Genomic DNA, 23,426 nt, shown 5'->3' with positions numbered 1-23,426 from the left:
AACAGAACAACCGGTCACACCCTTCCTTTACTCACTTAAAGATAGGTTTTATTATGCGTCGCAGCCTCGTACTCGGTCTAGCCCTCGTTGTTCCTTGCCTTTTCATTGGGTGTGACCCCGGCAAGCCGACGGATGGCTCGTCCTCCAGCCACAGCCACGACGGTGCGCCTCATAGCCACGATGGCCACAGCCATGAGGGGCACTCTCACGACGGGCATTCACACGGCGATGAAGCCGGTGCGAAGATCGGCCTAAAGGACTCGGTGACCAAAGTTGTTGAGCTAGCCGGTAAGATCAAGGAAGCTGGCGAGAAGGGAGATTTCGACTCCGCTCATGATGAGATCCACGACATTGGTCACTTGCTCGAAGACCTAGCCGCCAAGGCTAAGGCCGAGTCGAAGAGCGACGAAGAGCAAGCCGCCATCAAGGCTGCTGCCGACGCACTCTTTGCGACAATTGGAAAGATCGACGAGGGGCTTCACGATAACAAAGAAGTCAAATTTGATGACATCAAGGAAGCTTTTGAAGCCGAGCTTGCAGCACTGAAAGCACTTTGGGAAAAGCTATAAAGGTAGTGGACGAGGCAACGAGTCCAGGCTTTACCCGGATCAGACTCACCTGGGCGGGATGAATACCCGCCCAGTGTTTTTTTAAATAGGATTTCTTCCATGTTATCTCATTGGTCGCAACCGCTCGGTATTGCTGGCGTGTGCCTCACTCTCCTCCTGTCTGGTTGTTCGTCCGATCGTCAGACAGCGAACTCCGTCCCTGAGTTGACTAAGTTGACGGTTGGCGATGAAAGACCGCTAACGCTAGACGAAGCGATGCTGCAATGCGGCGAATTGGAAACGTTCCTAGTCAGTGTTATGGTAGGTGCAGGCAAGGGTGACACGTTTGATGCCAAGTCGGCGGAGTTTTTAGTATCGGCGATTCCTGAGGGGGAGGAAGCCAGCGATCCTGGGCATGATCCGTCGACCTGTCCATTTTGTCGCAAGAGAGCCGAAAGTGCTCCAACGGTTGTTGTCCGAATGCTCGATGGTAACGGCAAGCCTTTCCCTGGCAGCGCTGAGCAACTCTTTCAGTTGAAGCGAGGCATGCACATTGTCGTCCGAGGAAGCGGCATCTTTGACTCCGAGCTCAACACCCTGACTATCAACGCCACCGGACTCGCCAAGCTCTAACGCACCAATCGCCCATCGGCTTAGTCGGTCCCCCCCCCCTCCCGGTCGTGCAATTCCTGCTTGGTTATCCAACTGTCGGGATACAAGTATTCGTGTGTTTTTCCCGTGGTCGAGACAACTAGACAATCTTTATATCTTTCGCTCGCCTTACTTACCGCCACTCGATCTCAAATAGCCGAACAAAGCCTCTATCTCCGCTTCGGACAACGGGCTTAACAAGTCTGCTGGCATCATGGACTGCTCGCTTTGCTTCTTTTCATCGATGTCGGCGGTATAGATCACCACTTCCTCCGTAGCAGTTTGCAACCGGATCGAGGATTCGGTGGCTTCCCTAAGAAGCCCCGTGAAGACTTGATCGTCGACGGTTCGCACGATCCATGGCTGATACTCTTTCGCCATCACGGCCGATGGATCCATGATGTTCTCGAGCAAGTAGTTGAGATCTCGTCGATTGGATCCAGTGAGCTCTGGACCGATCTTGCCCCCCTCTCCAAACAACACATGACACTGCCCACAAATCTTTGTGAACACGGTCTTACCCATCTGCAAATCGACGTCCGGCTTGTCGCTCTCGACTATCTTTCGAATTTCGAGAATCGCTTTTTGTTTGTCCTGGTCCAACGTGCGAACCGTACCCCAGACCTGTGCGACTTTATCCATCAAGCCCGCGTCTCCCAATCGCTGGATCTGAGCCACCATGTCCGCCGTAAGCTCTGAGGGACTGAACGCCTTGGACTCAATAGCACCTAGCAACGAACTGGTCGTACCGCTTCGCCTGAGCAAGGCGAACATTACGGCTCTTCGGTCCGAGGCAGACTCCCACTTGGTAGCTACATCAATGAGCTGCCCAGCACTTTTCTCATCCAATGATTCGGCAATCGCTGACACCGCAGCAGATCGCAGTTCTGTTTCAGGGAGCAAATCAAAACCCAAGTCTTGCAAGCCTGCCGCTTGGACCTGCTTGAGGATGTTCAAAGCGGAAACTCGTTCCGTGGTATCCATCTTGGTATTTCGAACCATGGTGCGCAATGTTTCCAACGCGGCCACGTCGTTAAACTTGCTAGCAAGCTGGGCACCTCGAATGCGAACATTGCTGTCCGCGTGGTTGATGAGTTTCTTGGAAACCGCGTCCCAACCTTTCGGGGCGTCGGCTGTTCGTTTGCCTTCGAGGGAACGGAGGATCGAATCGAGCATGCGTGTTGACTGAGCGATGTCTTTGGTGGATGCGGCGGTGCTCATAAACTGGACCAAGCTCGCACTTCTGGCGTCGGTAGCTTCGGCCAACCAGACTTGTGCGATTTGCCGCGCCGCGAACTCACCTACGAGTGGAATCTGGTTGCGATCGAGTTGCGCGATCATTTCAGCTGGCGAAGTTTCTAGTAGTCGAGAGACGGCGTACCAAACCATCAAGGGCAAATTATGATCGCTGCTATCTTCTCCGTGGGTGATCAGTGAGGATACGATGCCTAAAGCCTGCTTTGGCTCTAGTCGCTGTGCAGCGGACGCCAATTCCAGGCGTACCAACGGCGAGGTTTCGTTAGCGGATAGCTTTGTTAGGACACCAGTGGCTAAAAGCTTGGCGTAATCGTCAGCATTGGCTGCTGAATTGGGTTGCACCAAAAACCGAACACCCCAGCCTCGGACGTGCTCGTCGGTATCACGCATGGCCTTTTCTAGATCGGCTGCCGTTAGCTTTTGGCAAGCGGCTAATGCCCAGAGACCTCGCAGGTTGATGCGGCCTTCTTGATGATCGAGGAGTTTGCGCAGCTCGCTAGTGGTAGACGATGCCAGCTTGCCCGAGTAGGCTCGTTCCATGAGAAGCCGACGAGCTGTTCTCACGTACCAATCATTCTTATCGAGCTGGTACGCAACCAATTGCGAGTCAGTGGCCTGGGCTAAGTCTACCTTGACCGGCTTTGTGTTGTTGTAAGAAATTCGATAGATACGGCCATTGCTCTGATCGTGATTGGCTGGATCATTGGTGTGGCATTGATGAGCGTCGTACCAATCGATTGCGATCACTTGCCCGTCCGGTCCCGAACGGAAATACAGAATCTGACTGCTCTGGTCGTTTGCTAAGAGAAAGTCGGGCGCACGGTCTCCAACGTAACCGCTGCCATGGCGAGCCAATTGGTCTTGGTTCAGCCGAGCGCCGTGAATATTGTTCATGAAGATCTGATTGCGATACTTCTCGGGCCAGCTGCCACCCAAGTAAATCATCGCACCGCTGTGAGCATGTCCACCACCTGCACTATCGCTTCGATTGTTGCCCGCGTGAGGATTGTCGCCTAGCCAGTGGCGGTGCTTGGCAATCGTGCCGATGTCGGCGTACGTGTAAGGATTAAAGTGCTGGCCCGCTTGTCTTTGGTAGCGCGCCATGGGGATAACGTGGTACAAGTGTGGAATGACGCATGCGGTCAAGAACACGTCGCCCGTATCATTGAAGTCAACTCCCCAGGGGTTGCTCGTACCATGGGCGAAGACCTCAAAGGTTTCGCTTTGCGGGTGATATCGCCAAATGCCTGCATTGATGGGTGTCCCCTTCGAAGCGGTCCCATCCTTTTTTAGGACGCGGACGTTGGAATGGGTAAAGACCCCGTGGCAACCATATAGCCAACCATCCGGCCCCCAGATAAAACTGTTGAGCGTTTCGTGAGTATCTTGCCATCCCCAGCCATCGAGAACTTTTTTAGCAGGTCCGTCCGGCACATCATCTCCATTCTCATCGGGAATGAATAGCAGATAAGGAGCAGCTCCCACCCACAGGCCACCGAATCCAACCTCGATGCCGCTGACCAAATTCAAATTGTCGACAAAGACCTTGGAGGAATCCAAGTACCCGTCACCGGTGGTGTCTTCGAAAATCAAAACGCGATCTTTTCCGAAATCCCCCTCAGCCCTGAGGGGGTATTGGTACGCTTCTGCGACCCAGACTCTACCTTTGTGATCGATGGTCATGGCGATGGGCTGGCGAACTGCTGGCTCGGCCGCGATTACTTGAGCTGTGAAGCCATCGGGAAGGGTCATTTCCTCGGCGGCTCGATCGGGTGGCAAGGAGCGAAAACTGAGTTGATCAAAAACGGGCAATCTCTCTTTCTCCGGAATTGCGGGTTCCTGGGAATGCATCCGGAAATCATCAAAGTTGATATGCCCCCAGCCATCCTTGTTATTGTCTGTGAGCCGAATTCGAACGGTTTTGCCTTTGGCACGTTCCAGGTTCAGGACGGCTCGCTTCATCTCCTCCACGTTCGCACCCCGCGATGTTGCGATCACATCGCCAGATTCGGAGTCGATGATGTCTACCTTGGTGGATGAGCTGGAGCCGCCACCTTGCAAAAACGAAACCCATGGGTGCGAAAGCTTAAACGGGAGACTGGTCAAGGTACCGAGCGCGACATCGCCGGTGACTTCATAGGAACCGATCCAGTAGTCACCTTGATGACCGCTGGCCATATCGTTGCGGCGAGCAGCCACCGCGTCCCCCTTGATGGGCTGATTAAAGAAAGCTGCACCGGTCGCTTCCCAGTGTCGCAAGTCACCCGCTTCGAAGTCGACATTCATCGGCTTGTCATCACCCCAAGCAGGCCGGAATCCGCCGAGAGGATCGCTGATAGCAACGGTTGACTCTGCGACACCTAAATCTGGCTCTACCGGTGCATCACCTGGTTTTTGAACAAGTATATGCACCCCACGCTTGCTGACCGAGACGATATCGTTTCGACCGTCTCCATTGATGTCTTTCGCTGTGATCTGAGTCCCGACGCCCGAGTCGGTGTCTACGATGTTGGGTATGAAACGTAGACCGCTGGGTGAGGCGACGGCTTTGAACCATACCAACATGCATGGCTCGTTTTCACCGCGATCGCTCCCGTTGTGAGCCCAGAATCGCTTGCCGGTGATGATATCCAGCTTGCCATCCCCATCCATATCGGCCATGTCGATGGCGTGTAGTTGCGAGATCGCCAGACCGGTTGGCGAGGTCTCTACCTTATCGGTCATGATGTCGATTCGAACCCAATCGCCCGGTGTCGTTTTACTTTTTTGGTAGACTGCTAGTCCGTATCCGTGTGCGGCCAGCGAGGTGATGACTTCGGTTTTGCCATCCCCGTCGAGATCGATGGCGTACATCTGCGCGCCACCTGCCTCGGAGAATTGGTAGGGATGAAAGGTCCACGGCTCGCCCGTTCTGGTTTCAGGATGCTCCCACCAACCATCCTTGGAGAGGACATCGAGTCGGCCATCGTCGTTCACATCCCCCACACCGATGCCGTGAGTGAAGCGTTGGTAGCCGTTGTTGGTGCTAACGGGAGTAAAGAGCCAAGGGTCTTGTGGGTTGGCGGGAATCTCTGCGTAGCCAAAGCATCCGCCGTTGCAGCAAAGCAGTTCTGGGATACCGTCCCCGGTCACATCGGCGAGCATGGGTGACTCGTTGTCTACCTCAGCCAGGATGGTATGGCGAGACCAGGTTTCCGTCCGAGCCTTAGCTCCACCGGGATTCTTGCACCAATAGGCTTCTTGGCCGGGGAAGCCGATGATCACCACATCGACGTGAGAGTCTTTATCGACATCGTAATCGTAGGCAAGAAAGAATTGCGAATAGCCCACGATCGAGTAGGGCTGGCAGGGGACCAGATCTTTCTCGACTTTATAATCGGGACCGAAGAAAACTTTGGGACCAGCGATGATGTCCATATGTCCATCGCCGTCGAGGTCTGCGGCCGTTCCGCCTTCGGCCCAGAACAGGGGACTTAATTTCGTGGAAGTCCAGTGCCAAGAATCTTGGCCGAACGTGTTCGCGGTGGCAGCTTGTAGCAGAGCCATCGCACTGAGCAGGATCGATTTGGCTTTCATTACGGAGAGAGTCTCGAGGGGATTGAGGTGAGGAAAGGCGTCCAGTGGGAACTTCATTCTAACTCAAAACCCCGCTGGGGGATAGTAATCCCCTCTATTCCAGACTGAGAGAGAAAAATCTCAGCGTTCCATTCCGGGCAGAAATAATTCTGGGCAGAAATCATCGCATAATAATTTCATCGTCTGTTCGAAGCCCCCATACCGAATGAGCACGGAGCATGGCCAAGAGGTGGCTGGTAGGCATTCCAACCGCTCCCCACTTCAAAAGAGGTCCCAACGCAGACATAAATTTGATAACCAGTCTGCGACTCTCCAGGTGAGTGCAAATGTCTATCGTATGCTGCCCCTTAACCTTGCTGCCAAACGTTCCTCAACTGTAGCCATGTCAAACGCCAGAACGAACTGTTGCACAGAAGATGTTTTGTTGATGAACGCCTGGACGATGGCGTCGCTTCGACAGCAGCTAACTTGCGGTTGGAAGATAGGCTGCGCGGGCATATACTATATTGTCGGAAAAGTTATCCACTTTGTGGCGGGCCATATCGATTCCTTACGCGATTGTCGAGATGTGCGTAGCAAGCCACGCTTTCCCCACACACGTTTGCCGGGTTTGTGAACGGCCAGCCCAACTAGCGAGTTTGCGGCGCGAATTTTGGGGCAGGGTATCTTTAGGGTCTTGGATTTCACTTTAATTATCGCTAAAGGGAGTTGGAGCTATGGAGCTGACACAACGTACCCGCGATGTGCTGCTATGTATCATCGCCTTGTTTTTGAGTCTAGCCTTGTTAATCCTAGGCAACAGCATGTTAGGGACATTGCTTGCGGTTCGCCTTGAATTGGAAGCTTACAGTTCTTCCCTGGCGGGATTGGTCTTGGCAGGTTATTCACTGGGATTTGTGCTGGGAAGTATTTTCGGGATACGTATTGTCAAGCGAGTTGGGCACATCCGAGCCTTTGCCACTTTTGGCGCCGTGGCTACCGCCGCCGTCCTCTTGCACAGTCTGCACCTATCGGTTGCGGGATGGATGGCCTTGCGCGTGATAGTGGGAGCATGCGTAGCGGGTTTGATGCTAGTAACCGAGAGTTGGGTGAACGCACGGGCTACCGAGGCGACTCGAGGCACGCTCCTGGCCGTCTATATGATCGTGTTTTATCTGGCGGCTTCAAGCGGTCAATTTCTGCTGGGAGTGGGAGATCCAAGCCAGTTTCAATTGTTCGTACTGGCAGCAGTTTTAATCGCTCTATCCTTGGTGCCCTTGTCGTTGACCCATTCGCCAGCTCCAGAGTTGCATGAGGGAAACCGTTTGGGCATCGGTGAATTGATGCGGTTATCCTCAATTGGATTACTAGCGGCCCTGCTGAGCGGAGTAGTCATGAGTGCCTTCTCGGCGGTGGGACCCATTTACGCGGTTCAATCAGGTTTGGAGATACAACAAGTTTCCACTTACATGGGCGTTGCGGTGCTGGCGGCCATGCTGTTTCAGTGGCCGATTGGTTGGTTATCCGACTACCTTCCTCGTCGATTAGTCATCTTGGGTGTTACCTTGGCGAGTCTCGCGGCGGCGGTAATGGCGGGTATCTACAGTCAGCCATCGCTAGCCTGGCTGTTCACTTGTTCGGCGTTGTTCTTCGGCTTGGCCTCCTGCCTGTACGCGCTCAGTTTGGCCCTCACGCATGATGTCCTGGATCATGCCCAGATCGTGCCGGCCAGCGCCACCTTGCTATTGGCGTTTGGATTAGGAACGGTGATAGGTCCTGTCGGAGGCGCGGCCGCGCTCCAAATAGTGGGGCCCCGTGGATTGTTCTGGTTCATCGCGGTCACCTTGGCATTGCTAGCCGGCTTAAACCTGCTGGCTTTCTGGCGACAGACCGCGCCAAAAGTCGCCGAGCAAACTCATTGCATTGGTGTCGCGCCGGTATCCACGCCTGTGCTCATGGAGATAGATCCTCGAAACGAGGATTTTGAACCATTACTCGACAAAGCACCTGAGCCTGAATCTGAGGGCTTGGTCAAGGTCTCTTGACGCTCATTCGAGTCACCGCTGGTGTTCGAGGGATCAAGCAGCCAGCTATTGGCTGCGATCCTTCCGAGATCAGACGTTAATCGTTGAGATAAAAGATCAAGTCATCGAGTTCGAACTCCAGTCGTTCTAGGGCTGTCGTGTCGTTGGCTTCTTGTGCGATCTGCATCTTTTCCATGAGGTTGCTCAGATCTTTCGCTGACTCCTCATCCAGTTTGGTAAGCAGTGATCTAGCCTGATCTAAAAGCTTCGATCGCTTGGCCCCGGGGGCGGCTGGATCGACGCGACGCGAATCGTCGATCTGTTCAAACTCTAACTCGTCGTCGGCCACAAACCCATCGACAAAGCCCCCCTCTTCGGTCGAGCCGAGCACCTCACCAAAGTCGGACTCGTCAAAGGAAAGGGGTTCCAGAAATCCTGCTTCGGAACGACCGGGCTCGCTCGTCTGTGCCAACCGTGTCAGTGCATTGTCAATGGTTAGCGATTTCGACTTCTTCGATCCCTTCTCTGTCGCGGTCACTTGCAGTACGCCATCGAGCGTCAACTGAAAGCGAACCAAAATTTCTCTGCTTTGTATATCGCTTGTATTTAGATCCTCGAGAAAGAAGCTACCAATCCTGCGGTTCTCCGAAAGGACCTCACTCTCCCCTTGGTATACCTCGACCTCAATCTTCTGCTGATGGCTACTTGTCTTGTAATACACCTCTTCATACCGAGCTGGCAGGGGCGTGTTCCGTCTTAGGATTGGTGAAAAGTTGAGCTCCGGGTACCCATTTCGCATATCGACAGCTGCAATGCCCAGCGTGTGCGTTGTGACGTCGACCAGAACGGGACCAACGTTGGCCCCCTGGAGCATTGCACCTTGCATGGCAGCACCCAGTGCAACGGCGAGATCGGGATTCACGGACCATTTTGGCTCTCGGTGCAATCGCTCTCGCAACAACCGCTGGACCAAAGGAGTGCGAGTGCTACCGCCGACTAGAACGATGTCATCCAGTTGCGTTTGAAGGACACCCGAATCGCGCAGCGCAGTTCCTACGCAATCGATCGTTCGTTCCAACAAAGGAAAAATGAGTTGTTCGTACTCTTGCCGATCTATGGTGATGTCCAAGTGTAGTGGCTGGCCATCTTTTTGCGTGATGTACTCTTCGCTAATTCGCACCTCGCTCTCGAATGATAGCCGACACTTGGCATCTTCACAGGCGCGATTTAATCGCCATCGCGTGCCACCTTCTGCAAAGAGATCGATCCCGTGATCATTCAAAAATTTCTTGGCAACGTGTTTTGTGAGTAGTTCATCAAAGTCGTCCCCTCCGAGTTGCGTATCCCCCTTGCTACTAAGTACCTCTACGATGCCAGCCTCGACGCGGACAACGGAAACGTCAAAGGTTCCACCCCCGAGATCGTAGACCATAAGATGTCGTCGGTCTGGGGTGGAGGATTGGTAAACTAAGCTCGCTGCGGTCGGCTCGTTGATGATCCGTTCAACAGTCAAACCGGCGAGCGCACCAGCCTCGCGGGTGGCTTGCCGTTGGTTTTCATCGAAGAAGGCGGGTACGGTAATCACCGCCCGTGAGACTTCCATCCCGAGGGCTGATTCCGCTCGTTGTTTGAGTCGCCGCAGAATAATGGCACTTATCTCCTGCGGGGTCATGGATTGGTCCCCTAGCTGGACCTGGACCGCTTGCCCCATTCTACGCTTAATCGACGCAATCGTCTTGTCAGGAAAGGCAGCTAATTGGTTGCGAGCTGTCTTGCCTACGATCAGCTTATTGTCCACGGTCAAGCCAACAACCGATGGCAGCAAGGCTTCGCCATTCTCCTCGAGAATTTGAACACGGCCGTCGCGATATACCGCAACCAAGCTATTTGTGGTTCCTAAGTCAATTCCGACGATGGGTGATTCGCTATTACTCATGGCAAAAGGTGTTAACTGCAAAGATGATTAAGGATGTATAATGATAGCGTGGTTGTTTATCGGGCGATGCGAACTTCGGCGATGCTGAGCACTTGATTCTTCCATAAATACAAGGGCCTAATTTGCTCGACCACATGGCCGCTTGGAATATCAGCCGAGGATACAGCATCCGTAGCTCTCATACGATCCGGGTCGAACGGAGTGCGAAGAACGTCAACTCGCTCGATTCCATGCTCACTGGCAAGTCGGCGAACTCGTTCTAGAAGAAGCTCAAGTCCACGAGCGATATTGTGCATGGGATTTGATTCCAAGACCTTTTCGATTCGATCTCGTTGAGCGGATTTTGATTGACTGCAGAGACTGGTCAGTGATTTTGTAAGCGATTGGCTGAACCAGCCCTTCCAGCCAGTCGGTTGTGACAGGGTCGATTCCACCGCCGTCGCCAAGCTCTCCGACTCTGCCACGATCTCGCGGAGGCTCTGTTCGTGCGCGGCAATCTGATTGGGAATGGCAATGAGAGCTCTATGAAGGCTTTCCTCAATCTCAGCTATAGAGATGGCCATTTGTCGAGCCTCCTGGTCGCCGATCGACAAGTCTTGTGCTCGTATATTACCGACGCGTTCCAATATCTCTATGGATCGCGAATCGAACAGATTGTGAATCTCACGAAGCGTCTTGAGTTGCTGCTTCATTCCATTTCGAATCGTCGAATAGACTTCCGTCAGAGAAGCTTCTTCGCTCCGCTGCGGTTCCGAATACTCCGTGTTGGTCTCGTTGAATTCCAAGGGATTGCTCACTCGTTAGTTTCCTAGCGCGAGAAGAGCAAGTTTTGGAAGCCTGGGCATGCTGGGAGCAGAGTTCGATTCCAAAAACGCCTGTAGTTCCACAGAAGGTCTATCGTAGTAGTTCCAAATCGCTTCGGCTTGTTTTACTGGATCGCTCAACAGTTCGTTCGCCATATAGATTTCTTGAAAACGCTCTGTTGCTGATTCCGGTGGAAACTGCCGAACCAGTTCAAGATATTTGCTTCGGATCGTTTCTGGGGACGCATCTTCTGAGACACCGAGGGTTTCGCGAGCTTGAATGATAGGATTTTTCATTTATCGCTTTTTCTTGTTCTTGGCTGCTAGTTGTTTATGTCTTGTCCGACGGAGTTCGGCTAACTCCTCAGGGGATGGGCCAACGTTGACGGGTGTTGGGGGCCCCTGCAAGTCATCGTTGGGGTTACCATAGGTCGCCTCAAAGTACTCGTATATCAATGGAATCTGAACAGCATCGGAAAGTTTTTTGACAACAACACCTGCAAAGGCAACGGATTGTCCCTCGGCTTCCAAATAGTGAACAATACCATCGCAAAACCTTTTAGCAGATTTGGGGGTCGGTGGTACGCTCGTAAGAGACACAAGCTTTTCCAGGAGTCCCGCGGCAGCTTCCTCGCCTATCTGCCCAGTAACCCAGTGGATAACGCCCATCAGTCGCGCTTGCTCTGGCGTTAGCTCATCGCCCTCGTCATCGCTGCCATAGTCCATGCGGGATCTATGACTGGAGTGACCAAATGGACTGTCGTCGTCATCATCGTCTTCTTCCCAGTCTACGTCCTCCCAATCCTCATCCTCTTCATCTTCCCAATCTTCGTCCCACTCTGCTTCTTCACCGCCAGTGAAGCGGCTTCTGTTTTCCCGTGCATGGATGACTGAGGTCAGCTCTTGGAGTGCTTGTTTATAGTGGTAGTACCAGAAAGGGTCGGATTCGGATGGAATTGCCTCCTCGAGCGTGACTCGCATGGCTACTAACTCATCATCCTCGATGTAAAAATGGCGTTCCTCGGCAAATTGGGTGAATATATACACGAGATGTGGGTCGTTAAGATTCGTCTTGACCAATCGATCGAAACCGAGCAACGCCCCATTAGCGGGATCTTTCAGCAACACCCATTCCAATGCCGCAGTCCTAGGTCTGTCCCGAGGAAGAGATTTCTGCATGTACAAGGATCTTTGAATCTCCTTGGCGATCTTGCGGGCATGTGTAACACAAATCTTACGGCTGATCCCTGTACGATGCAGATCCCAAAAGACCCCGGCCAAGTCCAATTTTGAATCGAAAGGAAGCTTGCCAACATCAACTGTCGCAAAGCCCTCCCTTACCGACTTAGTTTCCTTTGAGGGGACATTCATCAGCGTACAGGAAACTAGCAGCAGCAATTTATGCGTATGTTCCGAGAGGCCATGGGCGAACATTAACTCACGAGACTTCTCTTCAAAGAGCTCCGTTCGCCCGAGACGTAGATCCAACGCGGTTTGAAAATAGTCGAAATAGTAACGTGGTACCCACGCTGGCCAGTACTCACCGGCTTCTTGGAACACCTGAGTTGCCCTTAACAAACTCGACTTGCGTTTTGCGCTGTAGAAAGCTTCGCTTAGCAGAAGTTTCCATTTCGCAACCTTGGCGATTGGCGAGTCGGTCATGTTAAAATCGATGGTGTTCACCAAGCTCTTGGCTTCGTCGATTTCGTCGTGATCAAAGTACCAATCGACGAGCCAGAGTTTCGTTTCTATCTCATTCGGAAAGTGCTCAACAAAACCGAGTTTGGCTTGGAATAGACCTCTACCGTCCGACTCTACTCCGAGCTGCTCCTCCATGCTTTCAACGATCTCGAACAAACGAATCAAGTCCAGGTGAGCTTCACGATTTTTAGGATAAGCCTGGATAGCCTTAACTAGTAGCTCGTGCGATCGTCCCGACTTGAGCTCTTTTATAAAGGTAAATGGGCTCAACCCGTTGGACATCACCTTTTTCGTCCCTAGCACCAGATGCAAACGCGCCAGATCTGCGAATCCTAAACTTTTCAGCACACATTTCGCCTCATCCGTAAGTCCGCGTATCGACCCGAGGTCTGCCTCGAGGTAGGCATCAAGGAATTGCGAATATTCCGCCCCACCTTTAAGATCTCCTTTACAACTAACCGCACGAAGAAGATTCCAGCGGGGGTCGAAATCTGGCCCCGTCGCAAGCGGCAGAAAGATCTTGAAGCTGCTTTCTTCTGGTTGCCGGGAGGCCAAGTGAACAACATTTTGCAGGAATGGGACGACAAAGTCAGGATAGGCACGTCGATAAGTACTCGCGAAGCCTTCTAGCGTCTTGAACTGTTTCATAGACCAAGTCGCACCACTTTGCATGTCGCGCGAACTCGCAATTTGTCGTGCCGCAGCCAATAAGCCCTCGCCGGATAAAAAACGACAGAGCGGTTCGTCGGTGTTGCTGATTTGTTGCGTAGCGTTTGACGTTTCGAGACGAGGAGCCCGGTCGGGGGAAGCTGCATCGCTGCCTGGAGCTGATTCAGACTGACTCCTGGGAATTGCATTCAGCAAAGTCTTAGCGACTCGGCAGGCGCGGCGTTCGGGATCAAGGCGTTCCCAATTTCGTTCAGCCGCAGCGAAGTCCCGATTACAAAATGCCACGTAACCACGAATGAAAAGTTTCCAGTCAGCGTACGGACTACTAACCGCGATGCCCTTTACGTCGGCAAACGCCTGCTCCAAAGCTCCTCGGTGAACTTTGTCGAGGGCTTCTGCAACCGATGCGGCTTCTGCCCGCAATTCATCGCTTAGCTGTTGTCTCGCCAGAGAAGCAAATATAGCAACATCCTCAATCCGCTCCCCTGGGCGAGGAGTCGGCTTGTTGTTAAGAAGCTCGAGTTCCGGTGCTTCATCGGTTCTAGCGGCGGGAGCGAGAGCAATTCCAGAGGAGCCAGATTTAGGAAGATTTTTCTTCTTCCCAGACCGATTCTTTCCGCGCGACCCCATGGACACCCTCCTTGATCCTGAACCATTCACGAGAAAACAGCAGCGAGCTAAAAGTCAAGTGATTCCACTCATTCTACCGGCCGCGTGCTACTAGCTGCTAAGGATAACAGGCTTTCGACCAAATTCAACCAGTCGGCGAGTAACGCATCCGGCTCTCAAGACTGGCAGCTCTCAAGACTGGCATGGCGTAAACGGTCTAAACCCAGTCGCAGCGGGAATTGCTCGCTAGGCTTCCTTTCGTTAAGTTGAGAGTCTCGCGTCGCCCCCGAAAAGCTCACTCTCTCGAAACCAGTATTCCCTATGTCGACCGATGAATCGAAACGTCTCGAGAACATGGAGTTCGCTCTGACGCACTTGCAAAAGGCTTACGACGAGCTGAATTTGGTGGTGTTCAGTCAGCAAAAGGAGATCGATCTCTTGCGTCAGGCGTTCTCGAAGCTGAATTCCAGCCTTCAGAGCCTGCAAGAATCGGATCGTACTCCTCGTAGCCTTGAGGATGACCGCCCCCCTCACTACTAACCCCAGATGATGCTCGTCAAGAAAGGGATCTGGCATACGATTGCCGGGGATTCCTGATAGAATCTGCTCGAGTTGTATTGTTCGTTTCCCGTTGGCTGAGAGCTGGTTTGTGGAAAAAATTGCAGTCGTTGGAGCAGGAATCAGCGGGCTGTCCTGCGCGTGGCACTTGGGAAAGCTGCTACCTGATGCTCAAATCGATGTTCTGGAGTCCTCGCAACGAGTAGGGGGAGTGATCCAAACGCATTACGAGTCATCCATGTTGGTCGAGATGGGGGCCGATAACTTGGCTTCGCTGATCCCCGACGGGGTTAACTTGATTCGCGACATGGGGTTGCGAGAAGAGTTCGTGTCCCCGAACCCCGAGTATCGCTTTGCTCAAGTGGTTCGATCAGGCAGGATCTATCCTATCCCCAATGGCTTCTCTCTCATGCAGCCAACCAAGATGGGAGCGATTCTGGCATCCCCTATTTTATCGCTTTCAGGAAAGCTTCGAGTCCTAGGGGAGTTTTTTGTGCCCAAACGTAATGACCCTTCGGACGAAAGTGTGGAGTCCTTTGCTGTTCGCCGCCTGGGCCGCGAATGCTTTGATCGTTTAGTAGAACCAATCGTCGGTGGAATATTCACCGCCCGTGCGGAAACGCTAAGTATGCGAGCCTCCATGCCTCAATTCGTCGAAATGGAACAGCAAAGCGGCGGACTGATCCGTGGGGCGATTGCAAAAAGGAAAAGCGAATCGAAATCTGACAATTCAGCCCGAAAAGCGAGCGGTGCTAGATATGATCAGTTTCTTGCACCGAAGCAAGGTATGTCATGGTGGATGCAGCAAATCGCTTCTCAATTGCGTTCCCCCGTTCGGCATGGTGTCAAAGTAGAATCGTTAACTCGCGACGAAAAGGAAAAGTGGGTGCTTCAGTGCAATGACGCAGACATCAATGCCACAGCTTATGACGCGGTCTGCATAACCACTCCGAGTTGGGTCGCTTCATCCCTGATTCGAAGCACTAACCCTCTCGCAGCGGAACATCTCGATCGAATACCATACGCATCCTCGGCGGTCGCAGTGCTCGCTATTCGCAAATCGGAGATCGATCCTCGAGCTATGTGCTTTGGCATTGTGATCCCCAAAACGGAGAATCGAAATACGCTCGCTATTAGCTTGACCAGCGAAAAGTATCCAGGCAGATGTCCAGCCGATACTGTACTGGCTCGAGTCTTCATAGGCGGTGCAGTGCGACCTGAGCTGGTACTCAAATCCGATTCGGAGTTACTCGAGATCGCAACGCGTGAAGTCAAAGAACTGCTCGGAGTTTCAACCGATCCCAGTTGGCAAAAGCTGGTTCGCTGGGATCAAGCCATGCCACAGTATTTGACGGGCCATTTGGAACGAGTCAAACGAATTCGAGAGTTGCTAAACGAAACACCTAATCTTCACGTCATCGGAAACGCATTCGACGGAGTTGGCATTCCGCAGTGCATTCGCTTGGCAAGGACCACGGCAGAAACAATAGCCGCAGCCGTGAAGGCAATGTTGTTAATCATGTGTGTTGGGTTAATGTTGCTAAGTTCTTCCAACAGGCTGGCCGCTGCTCCGGCTGGCATGGAATATTCAGCAAGATACGCAGACTTGGTGCAGATTGTTCAGCAATCGTTCCGCGAAACTCATGATGGTTGGAGCGTTGACGAAGTTCTGTTGCAAGACACGCTGCGACAGAGTTTTCTTGCCGCATGTCGACTTGATCGGACCACAGAGCTTGAGAACATCACAGATCGCGAGCTTCTGGAACAATTAGTGCGGCTTCGTAAATCCAAGAAGCTGGATGTAGAAACAACTCGAAGCGAACGCAGCGACGTCAGCGATTACTTAGTGGCCGCTGAGATCGCCAGTCGCTCTATGCACGATGCTCACGGTGTATCCCCCGATCAGTGGCTTGTCGATCCGGAACTCGTTCAGGAGTTCGATAAAATGGCTCAATCTGTCCTAAAAGAGTCGGTCCTAAAAGTAGGAGAATCCTATCTGCTGCGAAAGGCGGCGCTGAGGCTTCGCAAATCGAGAGCCCTCAGGCCAGAGCTTTTGCAGCGAGTGACCGATTGGGACGTGACAATCGAGATGCATGCATTAGCAGATCTTCGAACAAAGCTTAACGACGTTTCTGATGGCCCAGGAGTTTACATCTTCCGAGACAGGACTGGTTATTTGTATATCGGCCAAGCTTCCAATCTTAAAAAGAGGCTCAAGACCCATTTGACCGATTCCGATCGCAAGGCCCTTTCTTCCTACTTAAAAGTGACGGGCGAAGATGAGATTACGGTCGAATTGCATATCTTTGGTACCAGTTCGCCTGCTCAAAAGACGGTTGTTAGAGAAGCGTACGAAAGCGAATTGATTCGTTCCCGTAAACCACGTTTGAATCTCGCTCCTTAGGCAGCGAATTTTGTTCAAGGGAATCTGAGAGGGAGCTGCTTATGCACAACGATATGCAAACAACTGTGACAACATGACTACGAAACATAAACATAACATCCTCGTGGTCGAGGACGAAAAGCACTTGGCCACGATCGTCAAATACAACTTGGAACAGGAAGGGTACAAGGTTACGCTCGTCGACGATGGCCCCACCGCTCTAAAGTTGATCAAAGGAAGCCCAGGGGTGTACGATTTGATAATTCTCGATCTCATGCTCCCAGGTATGAGTGGATATGCGGTGTGCGAAGAGATTCGCGGTGATGGCATTCTCGTGCCAGTTTTAATCCTCAGTGCCCGAAGCCTAGCAGAAGATCGTACTCGCGGTTTCGATTGTGGAGCCAATCAGTATTTAACCAAGCCTTTCGATCTCGACGAACTTTTTTCGCGGGTCAAGAATCTACTTCGCTTGCATCCTGCACAAGCTCAAACTCCCAGCAAGCCGGCCCCAACAAAAGTGGTTGATGTAGAATTCGGACGAGCAAAGATCAACTTTGAACGCTACGAAGTTTTCGTGGATGACAAAGAGTACAAGATGACACACAAAGAGTTGCAGCTGCTCCGATACTTTATCGAAAACGAAGGCCGAGTTATCAGCCGTCAAGAGTTGCTGGCCGAGGTATGGGACATGAGCGGCGAAATGCAGACCCGAAGTGTTGACCAATTCATGCTGCGACTGAGAAAGATCTTTGAAATCGACTCCGGTAAGCCAAAGCACTTTTTAACGGTTCGCGATGCAGGGTATCGCTTTGTGGCCGATCCCGCTTGATCCATCAACGTCCTCTTGTTCCATTAACATACCGTCTTCTCGCAAGGTTCTGCATCATAATCTACCCATTCTCTCATCACTCGAATGTCACAACTTACTGAACAACAGGCGATACAGCGGATTGCTCAATTGGCCGAGTCGATTCGGCAGCACGATTACAAGTATTATATTCTTGCCGAGCCAACGATTTCGGATCTTGAATACGACGTGTTGATGAAGGAGTTGCAGGACCTTGAAGCCCGCTTTCCGAGCTTGATCAGCGATGATAGCCCGACTCGGCGACTCGGCGATGCACCGCTCGAGGGTTTAACCCAGGTGACGCATCGCGTCCCTATGTTGTCGATCGACAACACCTACACCGAAGGGGAACTGCGGGATTATTTTCATCGCACCGAGAAACTGCTACCCGGAGAAGCCATCGAATGGGTGGTAGAGCTCAAGGTGGACGGTGTTGCAGCATCGATTCGCTACGAAGAGGGGCGTCTCGTTCAAGCCGTGACGCGCGGAAACGGCGAGGTCGGTGATGATATCACACACAACGTACGGACCTTGCGTGGCCTTCCTCACAAACTTTTCGGAGAGGACATTCCGAGGGTTTTGGAATTGCGGGGGGAAATTTACATGAACAACTCCGATCTGGTTTTGCTCAATGAGGAACGCGTCCGAAACGGAGAAGCCGAATTCAAGAACACTCGCAATGTAACAGCCGGTGCCGTTCGGCTACTCGATTCTCGCATATGTGCGCAACGGCGATTGCGATTCCTTTGTCATGGCATGGGATTTTGCGAAGGAGTTAAGGAACGAACCCATACTGGTTTTTTGAATCGAGTTCGCCAACTCGGGATTCCACTCACGCCGGGGGTTAAGAGCTTTACGAACAAAGAGGAGTTGATTGTTCATTGCAATTCTATCGTCGAGAACTTGCACAGTTTGGACTTCGAGGTAGACGGAATTGTTATCAAGGTGAACTCGTTCGATCAGCGAGAAACACTTGGTTCCACCTCCAAGTCGCCTCGTTGGGTGATCGCTTACAAAATCGAAAAGTACGAAGCGGTTACCAAGCTCCTCGAGATCCGTACTCAGATTGGCAAGACAGGAACGGTTACGCCGGTGGCCGAACTCGAGCCAGTTCAATTAGCAGGCACCACCGTATCGCGAGCATCGTTGCATAATGCGGAAGAGATCGAACGGAAAGATGTTCGAGTTGGGGATTGGGTCGTGGTCGAAAAAGCGGGCAAGATCATACCGCATATCGTGAGAGTGGAACGCCATCGTCGCGAATCGGATTTGCCAGTGTTTCAGTTTCCAACGAAGTGCCCCGCCTGCGATTCCGATTTGGTCAAGGATGCTCAAGGGGTTTACATTCGCTGTGTTTCTAAAGAGTGTCCCGCACTGTGGCGGCAACGTTTGCGTTACTTCGCCACACGAGATTGCATGGATATCGAGGGGCTTGGAGAAAAGCTGGTGAATCAGCTCGTCGATGCCAACATGGTACAGAATTTTGGCGACTTGTACGCGCTCGGTCTCGATAAGCTGATGACACTAGAACGTATGGGCAAGAAGTCGGCTGAGAATCTACTCTCTGGTATCGACGCCAGCAAGAGTCGCGGATTGAGTCGAGTCTTAAACGCCATTTCCATTCGGCACGTAGGGCAACGTGTGGCGCAGATATTGGCCCGACGATTCAACGACATCGATTCGTTGATGGCAGCAGACTTGGAAACGTTAAGTAGCGTTGACGAGATCGGCCCTATTATTGCCAAGAGTGTCTTTGATTTTTTTCAAAGCAGCGAAGGTCAAGAGATCGTCTCGCAGCTACGGGCTTCTGGTGTTTCGCTCATGGCATCCGAAGAGGACAAGGTGGACAGCTCGGGAACGCTGGCTGGAAAGACGCTAGTCGTTACTGGGACATTGAGAAAGTACTCTCGCGATGAAATTGAGAGGTTAATCGAACGGCTCGGCGGACGTGCTTCGAGTAGCGTGTCCAAAAAGACTGACTTTCTCGTGGCAGGTGAGGATGCAGGTAGCAAGCTCGAGAAAGCCAAAGGCCTCGGTGTCGCAATCCTCACCGAAGCGGAGTTTGTGGAGCGGTTTGTGAATCCGTCTTAGTCGATCCCATTCCTACAATCGATCAAACCCTACCGAATCAAAGTTACCTTAAGAAATTAGCCAACGTATCATTCAAGATTCTGTGTTGCCATGGACGACTTACAGAGATGCGAACGGATACGCGTGACCACGGGTGATTATCCCGATCGATGATCTATAAGGCTCGGAGAGTCTATTCCGCGTGGGTCCATTAGGTGACCATCCTTATCTCCGAAAGATTCGTTCCATGTTTACAAATGTTCTGCAGAAGCCTGTCGGTGCGGTCGCAGTGTTAGCCGCAGCCATCGGAGGTCCTTATGCTGCCTTTGAGACCGATGCAGGGGCAGTTGTGCGACGGGTGATCACGGGGGCCAGTCAGAGCCCGCCTAATACGGCTCAAGAAGACCCCGCCTCACTCAGCTTTCTAAATCAACAGCTTGATCAAGGTGTAACGGCACCCTACGTCGGTGCACTGGGTAGTTTGCAGAGCATGCCAAGCGCTCAGCAAGGTGCGGTAGCTCCAAACTCTTATGGCTACGGCGGTCAGCAGCAGTCTTACGCTCAACAATCTTTCCCTCAGCATCCACAACAGTATCAGCAGCAGCCACCTCAGACCGGTTACCCACAGCAACCGCAAGTTGTCTACGGACCGGCTACCATTACACCGATCGGTCCCAATGGCCAAGTAATGGGGTACCCTCAGCCGTACCAAGCCCCCAACCAAGTCCCCAATCAAGCACCTAACCATTCACCCAATACACCCAATAGTGGTTACGCCAACTTAGAGACGCGGCAAGGGCCTGCGAACTTGGTTCCGGGTGGTACGAGTCAACTTTGGGACTACACGATTGGTGTGCCGAGCTTGCAGCAATTGCAACGACAGCCCACTACGGTGGGGGGAGGGAACGTCCAGGACTTGCGAGAGGTCTTGCGATTCGACGTGACACCACTTTGGCTAACACAACGCTTCTCTCGAGTCACAACGGTCCTGGCGAATGTCCAGCTCGATGGAATGCGGGTTCCCTTGATTACCGGCACGCAACCTACCGACCTAGCTGGGACGCTCACTTACTATTTCGACAGTCGCCAGTCGGTTCGGAGAATAAACGTACATGGACTGACCGGTGATCCGTCCCTTTTAGCGAATCTCATGGTCCAATTTTACGGGCTCAAGCCTGAGCAATCGCTGGGGGGACAGTTGTACACGTCACGCTGGAACAATCAGGTCAACTGCGTTCTGCATTTATCGCCTGCTCCGATCGTTTATTCGGGAGCAGACCACTCCAAGTTTATCGTTTTTCTCGAGCTCAATCAGGCGGACTCACATATGGGGCTTAGCCAGGAAGCGAGTGAAATACTCAATAATTTGCAGTCGATTCGGCGTTGGTAGGGGCAAAGACTCTCCGTCAAACGGGATTACAGCCCAGCGGGGATCTATCCTTTTCGGATAGGCCCTGGTCGGGAAATGGATTAAACTGCTGGGTAATGCGAGGGCCGCAACAACCTGAGATGCGACGGCTCCTACCTTTCAGTATGCCGCTTTTCTAAATGACCAACAATGAAGGCTGGATTACAAAACCGAGTTGGAATTCAACACCAGTTCTCGCCTGATCGAATCCTTGCTTATGGATTCGGTTTTGCGTGCTCGCTCGTTCTGCTTTTGGCCGTCCTCGGTTGTGCTCAGGTCATTAAGCCGCTCGAAACCAAGAAAGGCGAGGTCGTCAACAAGTACCCTCACGATCCCACGGCGTTTACACAGGGGTTGGTTTTCTACAACGGCTATTTATATGAGGGAACCGGCCAAAAGGGGCGGTCTTTACTCCGGAAGGTGAAACTCGAAGACGGTAAAGATGTCGTGCCTCCCGTACCGCTAAGCCCTGATTATTTCGGCGAGGGCATCACGATCTTGAACGACAAGATCTATCAGTTGACTTGGCAGGATAACTATTGCTTGGTGTACGATGTGAACACGCTCGAGCTTCTCGGGCATTTCGTCTACGAGTTTGAGGGGTGGGGTCTGACCACCGACGGCAACGAATTGATTCTTAGCGATGGCACACCGACGATTCGATTTATCGATCCGGAAACGTTTAAAGTTACCAAGAAGTTGGATGTCACCGATCGTCGCCAACGTCTCAAATCACTAAACGAGCTCGAATGGATCGATGGCGAGATATGGGCTAATATTTGGTATGAAGACCGAATCGCGAGGATCTCACCTGACACGGGAGCAGTGCTGGGCTGGGTGGATCTCCAGCACATCTATCCCCAGAACAGACGGCACAGGGAATCCGTGATGAACGGTATTGCTTACGATCCTGATACCAAGCGGATCTTTGTCACGGGCAAGAACTGGCCGCACCTCTTTGAAATTCGCATTCCCAAGTAGCCGCCGCAGAATGTACTTCGCTCCTCACCCTCCCAGCGAAGCGACCGGGAGGGTCGGCAATCGAGCCTTCCAACCATGCGAATGCCCCTCCCCAGCCACGCTTGACGTGGGCTGACCCTCCCCTAAACGAAGTTTGGGGAGGGTGAAGTCGGATGCCTACAGCGAGAAGTGTTGTTATTTTTCCAATATTTGTTTGTCCAATACGAATAGGGGAAGCAGCGCCAAATATAACGCGATGGCGAAACAGGTGATAGTTCTTGGCTAGCCAGATTTTTTGGGTTTGATATGTGGTTGATTCATGGGGCATACCGAGGGCTGAGGGGGCTGTGGTCTTACGGTTGCCTGGTGATTCTGATCAGCGCCATCGCGGCAATTCCTGTTTTGCAGTTCGCCGCGTTTGGCTATCTGCTGGAATGTTCGTCACGCATGTCGCGGAAGCTTAGCTGGAGTGAGTGCATCCCTGGACAACAGACCGCGCGTCGAGTTTTGGTTGCTGCGATTTGTGTTGGGTCGAGTTGGTTGGCCGTTTGGTATGTTACCGATTTGGCCTACACCGCAGAGCTTATTGAGCCAGGCAACCCGAACGGGCGGCGAATACGCTTCGCGAGTTTCCTGTTGTCCTATGCTTGGGTCATATGGGTCGGCTGGGCTTTATTTCGTGGCGGTCGATTCCGAGATTTCGCATGGCCTGCCCCCGTTCGATTTGTGAAAACGATTTGGCGGCCTGAGACATGGCGTCAGGCGGAAGATCGATTATGGAATCTAGTTGCCTCTCTGCACTTGCCTCGATTGATGTGGACCGGCCTGTTGGCTTCTATCGGAGCAATCGTTTGGCTGGCAGTTCCATCGGGAATGATCCTGGTAGCGTTGAATCGCCCGGGAGATGGCACGGCACTGCTGGGAATCATCGGTGTGCTCCTCATGACTTGGGTTTTGGCCATGGTGCCGTTTCTCCAAGTGCAATTCACAACGGATCGAAGCATCCGCTCTTTGTTCCAATACAGACGGGTTCGCGAGGCTTATAAGCGAGTTCCCTGGTCGATGCTTGTGGGCATACTAATCCTGTTCTTGTTTGCGACCCCGCTCTATTTATTGAGGATCGAACCCCTTCCAAAAGATCTGACTTGGATCCTGACCTTCTTTTTTGTGTTCTTTCTGTTTCCGGCCCATCTAGCGATTGGTTGGGCGTGGGGGCGATCTCAACGATCGGTTAAGCGAACGCATTGGTTCTGGCGTTATATTGCCTGGGGGCCTCAACTCGCAATTCTACTCGCGTACATTGGGATATTGTACTTTGCCAAGTTTACATCTTGGGAGGGGGGCTATGTATTTCTATTGCAGCACACTGTTCTTCCCCCGGTCCCGTTCTTTCTGAATTGAGTTGGCTCGCCATATGGGGAAACCTCGCTACACTACGTTCATTACA

15 protein-coding genes are annotated in these 23,426 nt (G+C 52.4%); 10 read left to right on the top strand and 5 right to left on the bottom strand.

What is annotated here, in order from left to right; translation table 11 throughout:
* The first annotated feature begins 53 nt into the window (after window positions 1-53).
* Together SH449x_RS18475 and SH449x_RS18470 are read left to right on the top strand one after the other, a co-directional pair.
* Window positions 54-569 (top strand): hypothetical protein, encoded by a 516-nt coding sequence (locus tag SH449x_RS18475; protein WP_482377553.1) that lies wholly within the window; start codon window positions 54-56, stop codon window positions 567-569.
* A gap of 99 nt (window positions 570-668) precedes the next feature.
* Complete coding sequence (locus SH449x_RS18470) at window positions 669-1,181, top strand: hypothetical protein (protein ID WP_482377552.1); 513 nt, start codon at window positions 669-671, stop codon at window positions 1,179-1,181.
* Between the two features lie 147 nt (window positions 1,182-1,328).
* Here SH449x_RS18470 and SH449x_RS18465 read toward each other — a convergent pair whose 3' ends face one another.
* Window positions 1,329-6,089: a PVC-type heme-binding CxxCH protein gene (locus tag SH449x_RS18465; protein WP_482377551.1), complete on the bottom strand. Its 4,761-nt coding sequence runs from the start codon at window positions 6,087-6,089 to the stop codon at window positions 1,329-1,331.
* Window positions 6,090-6,748: 659 nt separating this feature from the next.
* Between SH449x_RS18465 and SH449x_RS18460 the strand changes: the two genes are divergently transcribed.
* Window positions 6,749-8,056 (top strand): MFS transporter, encoded by a 1,308-nt coding sequence (locus SH449x_RS18460; RefSeq protein WP_482377550.1) that lies wholly within the window; start codon window positions 6,749-6,751, stop codon window positions 8,054-8,056.
* A gap of 76 nt (window positions 8,057-8,132) precedes the next feature.
* Here the strand turns inward: SH449x_RS18460 and SH449x_RS18455 are convergent, their stop codons facing one another.
* From SH449x_RS18455 to SH449x_RS18440, 4 genes are read right to left on the bottom strand one after another with little or no spacing between them, the layout of a single operon-like run.
* The gene (locus tag SH449x_RS18455) at window positions 8,133-9,971 is read right to left on the bottom strand and encodes an Hsp70 family protein (protein ID WP_482377549.1); all 1,839 of its coding nucleotides are present in this window, start codon (window positions 9,969-9,971) and stop codon (window positions 8,133-8,135) included.
* A 56-nt stretch (window positions 9,972-10,027) separates the two neighbouring features.
* Window positions 10,028-10,768, bottom strand: a complete 741-nt coding sequence (locus SH449x_RS18450; protein ID WP_482377548.1) for a nucleotide exchange factor GrpE — start codon at window positions 10,766-10,768, stop codon at window positions 10,028-10,030.
* Between the two features lie 3 nt (window positions 10,769-10,771).
* Entirely contained in the window at window positions 10,772-11,071 is a 300-nt protein-coding gene (locus SH449x_RS18445) for a J domain-containing protein (protein WP_482377547.1), read from the bottom strand.
* Window positions 11,072-13,774, bottom strand: coding sequence for a hypothetical protein (locus tag SH449x_RS18440; RefSeq protein WP_482377546.1), 2,703 nt, complete (start codon window positions 13,772-13,774; stop codon window positions 11,072-11,074).
* 300 nt (window positions 13,775-14,074) lie between these two features.
* On the opposite strand from SH449x_RS18440, the gene SH449x_RS18435 reads away from it, so the two are divergent.
* The 7 genes from SH449x_RS18435 to SH449x_RS18405 all read left to right on the top strand — a co-directional run bounded on the left by SH449x_RS18435 (window position 14,075) and on the right by SH449x_RS18405 (window position 23,380).
* On the top strand, window positions 14,075-14,293 hold the full coding sequence (locus tag SH449x_RS18435) for a SlyX family protein (protein WP_482377545.1): 219 nt from the start codon (window positions 14,075-14,077) through the stop codon (window positions 14,291-14,293).
* Between the two features lie 109 nt (window positions 14,294-14,402).
* A complete protein-coding gene (hemG, locus tag SH449x_RS18430) occupies window positions 14,403-16,715 on the top strand; it encodes a protoporphyrinogen oxidase (protein WP_482377544.1) in 2,313 nt (770 codons plus the stop codon).
* A gap of 73 nt (window positions 16,716-16,788) precedes the next feature.
* Window positions 16,789-17,523 (top strand): response regulator transcription factor, encoded by a 735-nt coding sequence (locus SH449x_RS18425; RefSeq protein WP_482377543.1) that lies wholly within the window; start codon window positions 16,789-16,791, stop codon window positions 17,521-17,523.
* Window positions 17,524-17,607: 84 nt separating this feature from the next.
* Complete coding sequence (gene ligA / locus SH449x_RS18420; protein ID WP_482377542.1) at window positions 17,608-19,632, top strand: NAD-dependent DNA ligase LigA; 2,025 nt, start codon at window positions 17,608-17,610, stop codon at window positions 19,630-19,632.
* Window positions 19,633-19,858: 226 nt separating this feature from the next.
* Entirely contained in the window at window positions 19,859-21,001 is a 1,143-nt protein-coding gene (locus SH449x_RS18415; RefSeq protein ID WP_482377541.1) for a DUF6690 family protein, read from the top strand.
* A gap of 168 nt (window positions 21,002-21,169) precedes the next feature.
* Window positions 21,170-22,000 carry a glutaminyl-peptide cyclotransferase gene (locus SH449x_RS18410; RefSeq protein WP_482377540.1) on the top strand — a complete coding sequence of 277 codons (831 nt, stop codon included), beginning with the start codon at window positions 21,170-21,172 and terminating at the stop codon, window positions 21,998-22,000.
* A gap of 285 nt (window positions 22,001-22,285) precedes the next feature.
* The gene (locus tag SH449x_RS18405; RefSeq protein WP_482377539.1) at window positions 22,286-23,380 is read left to right on the top strand and encodes a hypothetical protein; all 1,095 of its coding nucleotides are present in this window, start codon (window positions 22,286-22,288) and stop codon (window positions 23,378-23,380) included.
* Window positions 23,381-23,426 lie beyond the last annotated feature (46 nt).

It is taken from the genome of Brakhagea baltica, assembly GCF_052161605.1.
Lineage (GTDB): Bacteria > Planctomycetota > Planctomycetia > Pirellulales > Pirellulaceae > JBKCUI01.
This window is presented reverse-complemented; position numbering and strand designations above follow the sequence as displayed.

Excerpts from the sequence above, each read along its gene's own strand:
- SH449x_RS18425 (WP_482377543.1), top strand. The coding sequence starts at position 16,789 with ATGACTACGAAACATAAACATAACATCCTCGTGGTCGAGGACGAAAAG.
- SH449x_RS18415 (WP_482377541.1), top strand. The coding sequence starts at position 19,859 with ATGTTTACAAATGTTCTGCAGAAGCCTGTCGGTGCGGTCGCAGTGTTA.
- SH449x_RS18455 (WP_482377549.1), bottom strand. The coding sequence starts at position 9,971 with ATGAGTAATAGCGAATCACCCATCGTCGGAATTGACTTAGGAACCACA.
- SH449x_RS18445 (WP_482377547.1), bottom strand. The coding sequence starts at position 11,071 with ATGAAAAATCCTATCATTCAAGCTCGCGAAACCCTCGGTGTCTCAGAA.
- SH449x_RS18440 (WP_482377546.1), bottom strand. The coding sequence starts at position 13,774 with ATGGGGTCGCGCGGAAAGAATCGGTCTGGGAAGAAGAAAAATCTTCCT.
- SH449x_RS18460 (WP_482377550.1), top strand. The coding sequence starts at position 6,749 with ATGGAGCTGACACAACGTACCCGCGATGTGCTGCTATGTATCATCGCC.
- SH449x_RS18435 (WP_482377545.1), top strand. The coding sequence starts at position 14,075 with ATGTCGACCGATGAATCGAAACGTCTCGAGAACATGGAGTTCGCTCTG.
- ligA (WP_482377542.1), top strand. The coding sequence starts at position 17,608 with ATGTCACAACTTACTGAACAACAGGCGATACAGCGGATTGCTCAATTG.
- SH449x_RS18405 (WP_482377539.1), top strand. The coding sequence starts at position 22,286 with ATGTGGTTGATTCATGGGGCATACCGAGGGCTGAGGGGGCTGTGGTCT.
- SH449x_RS18475 (WP_482377553.1), top strand. The coding sequence starts at position 54 with ATGCGTCGCAGCCTCGTACTCGGTCTAGCCCTCGTTGTTCCTTGCCTT.
- SH449x_RS18465 (WP_482377551.1), bottom strand. The coding sequence starts at position 6,089 with ATGAAGTTCCCACTGGACGCCTTTCCTCACCTCAATCCCCTCGAGACT.
- SH449x_RS18470 (WP_482377552.1), top strand. The coding sequence starts at position 669 with ATGTTATCTCATTGGTCGCAACCGCTCGGTATTGCTGGCGTGTGCCTC.
- SH449x_RS18410 (WP_482377540.1), top strand. The coding sequence starts at position 21,170 with ATGAAGGCTGGATTACAAAACCGAGTTGGAATTCAACACCAGTTCTCG.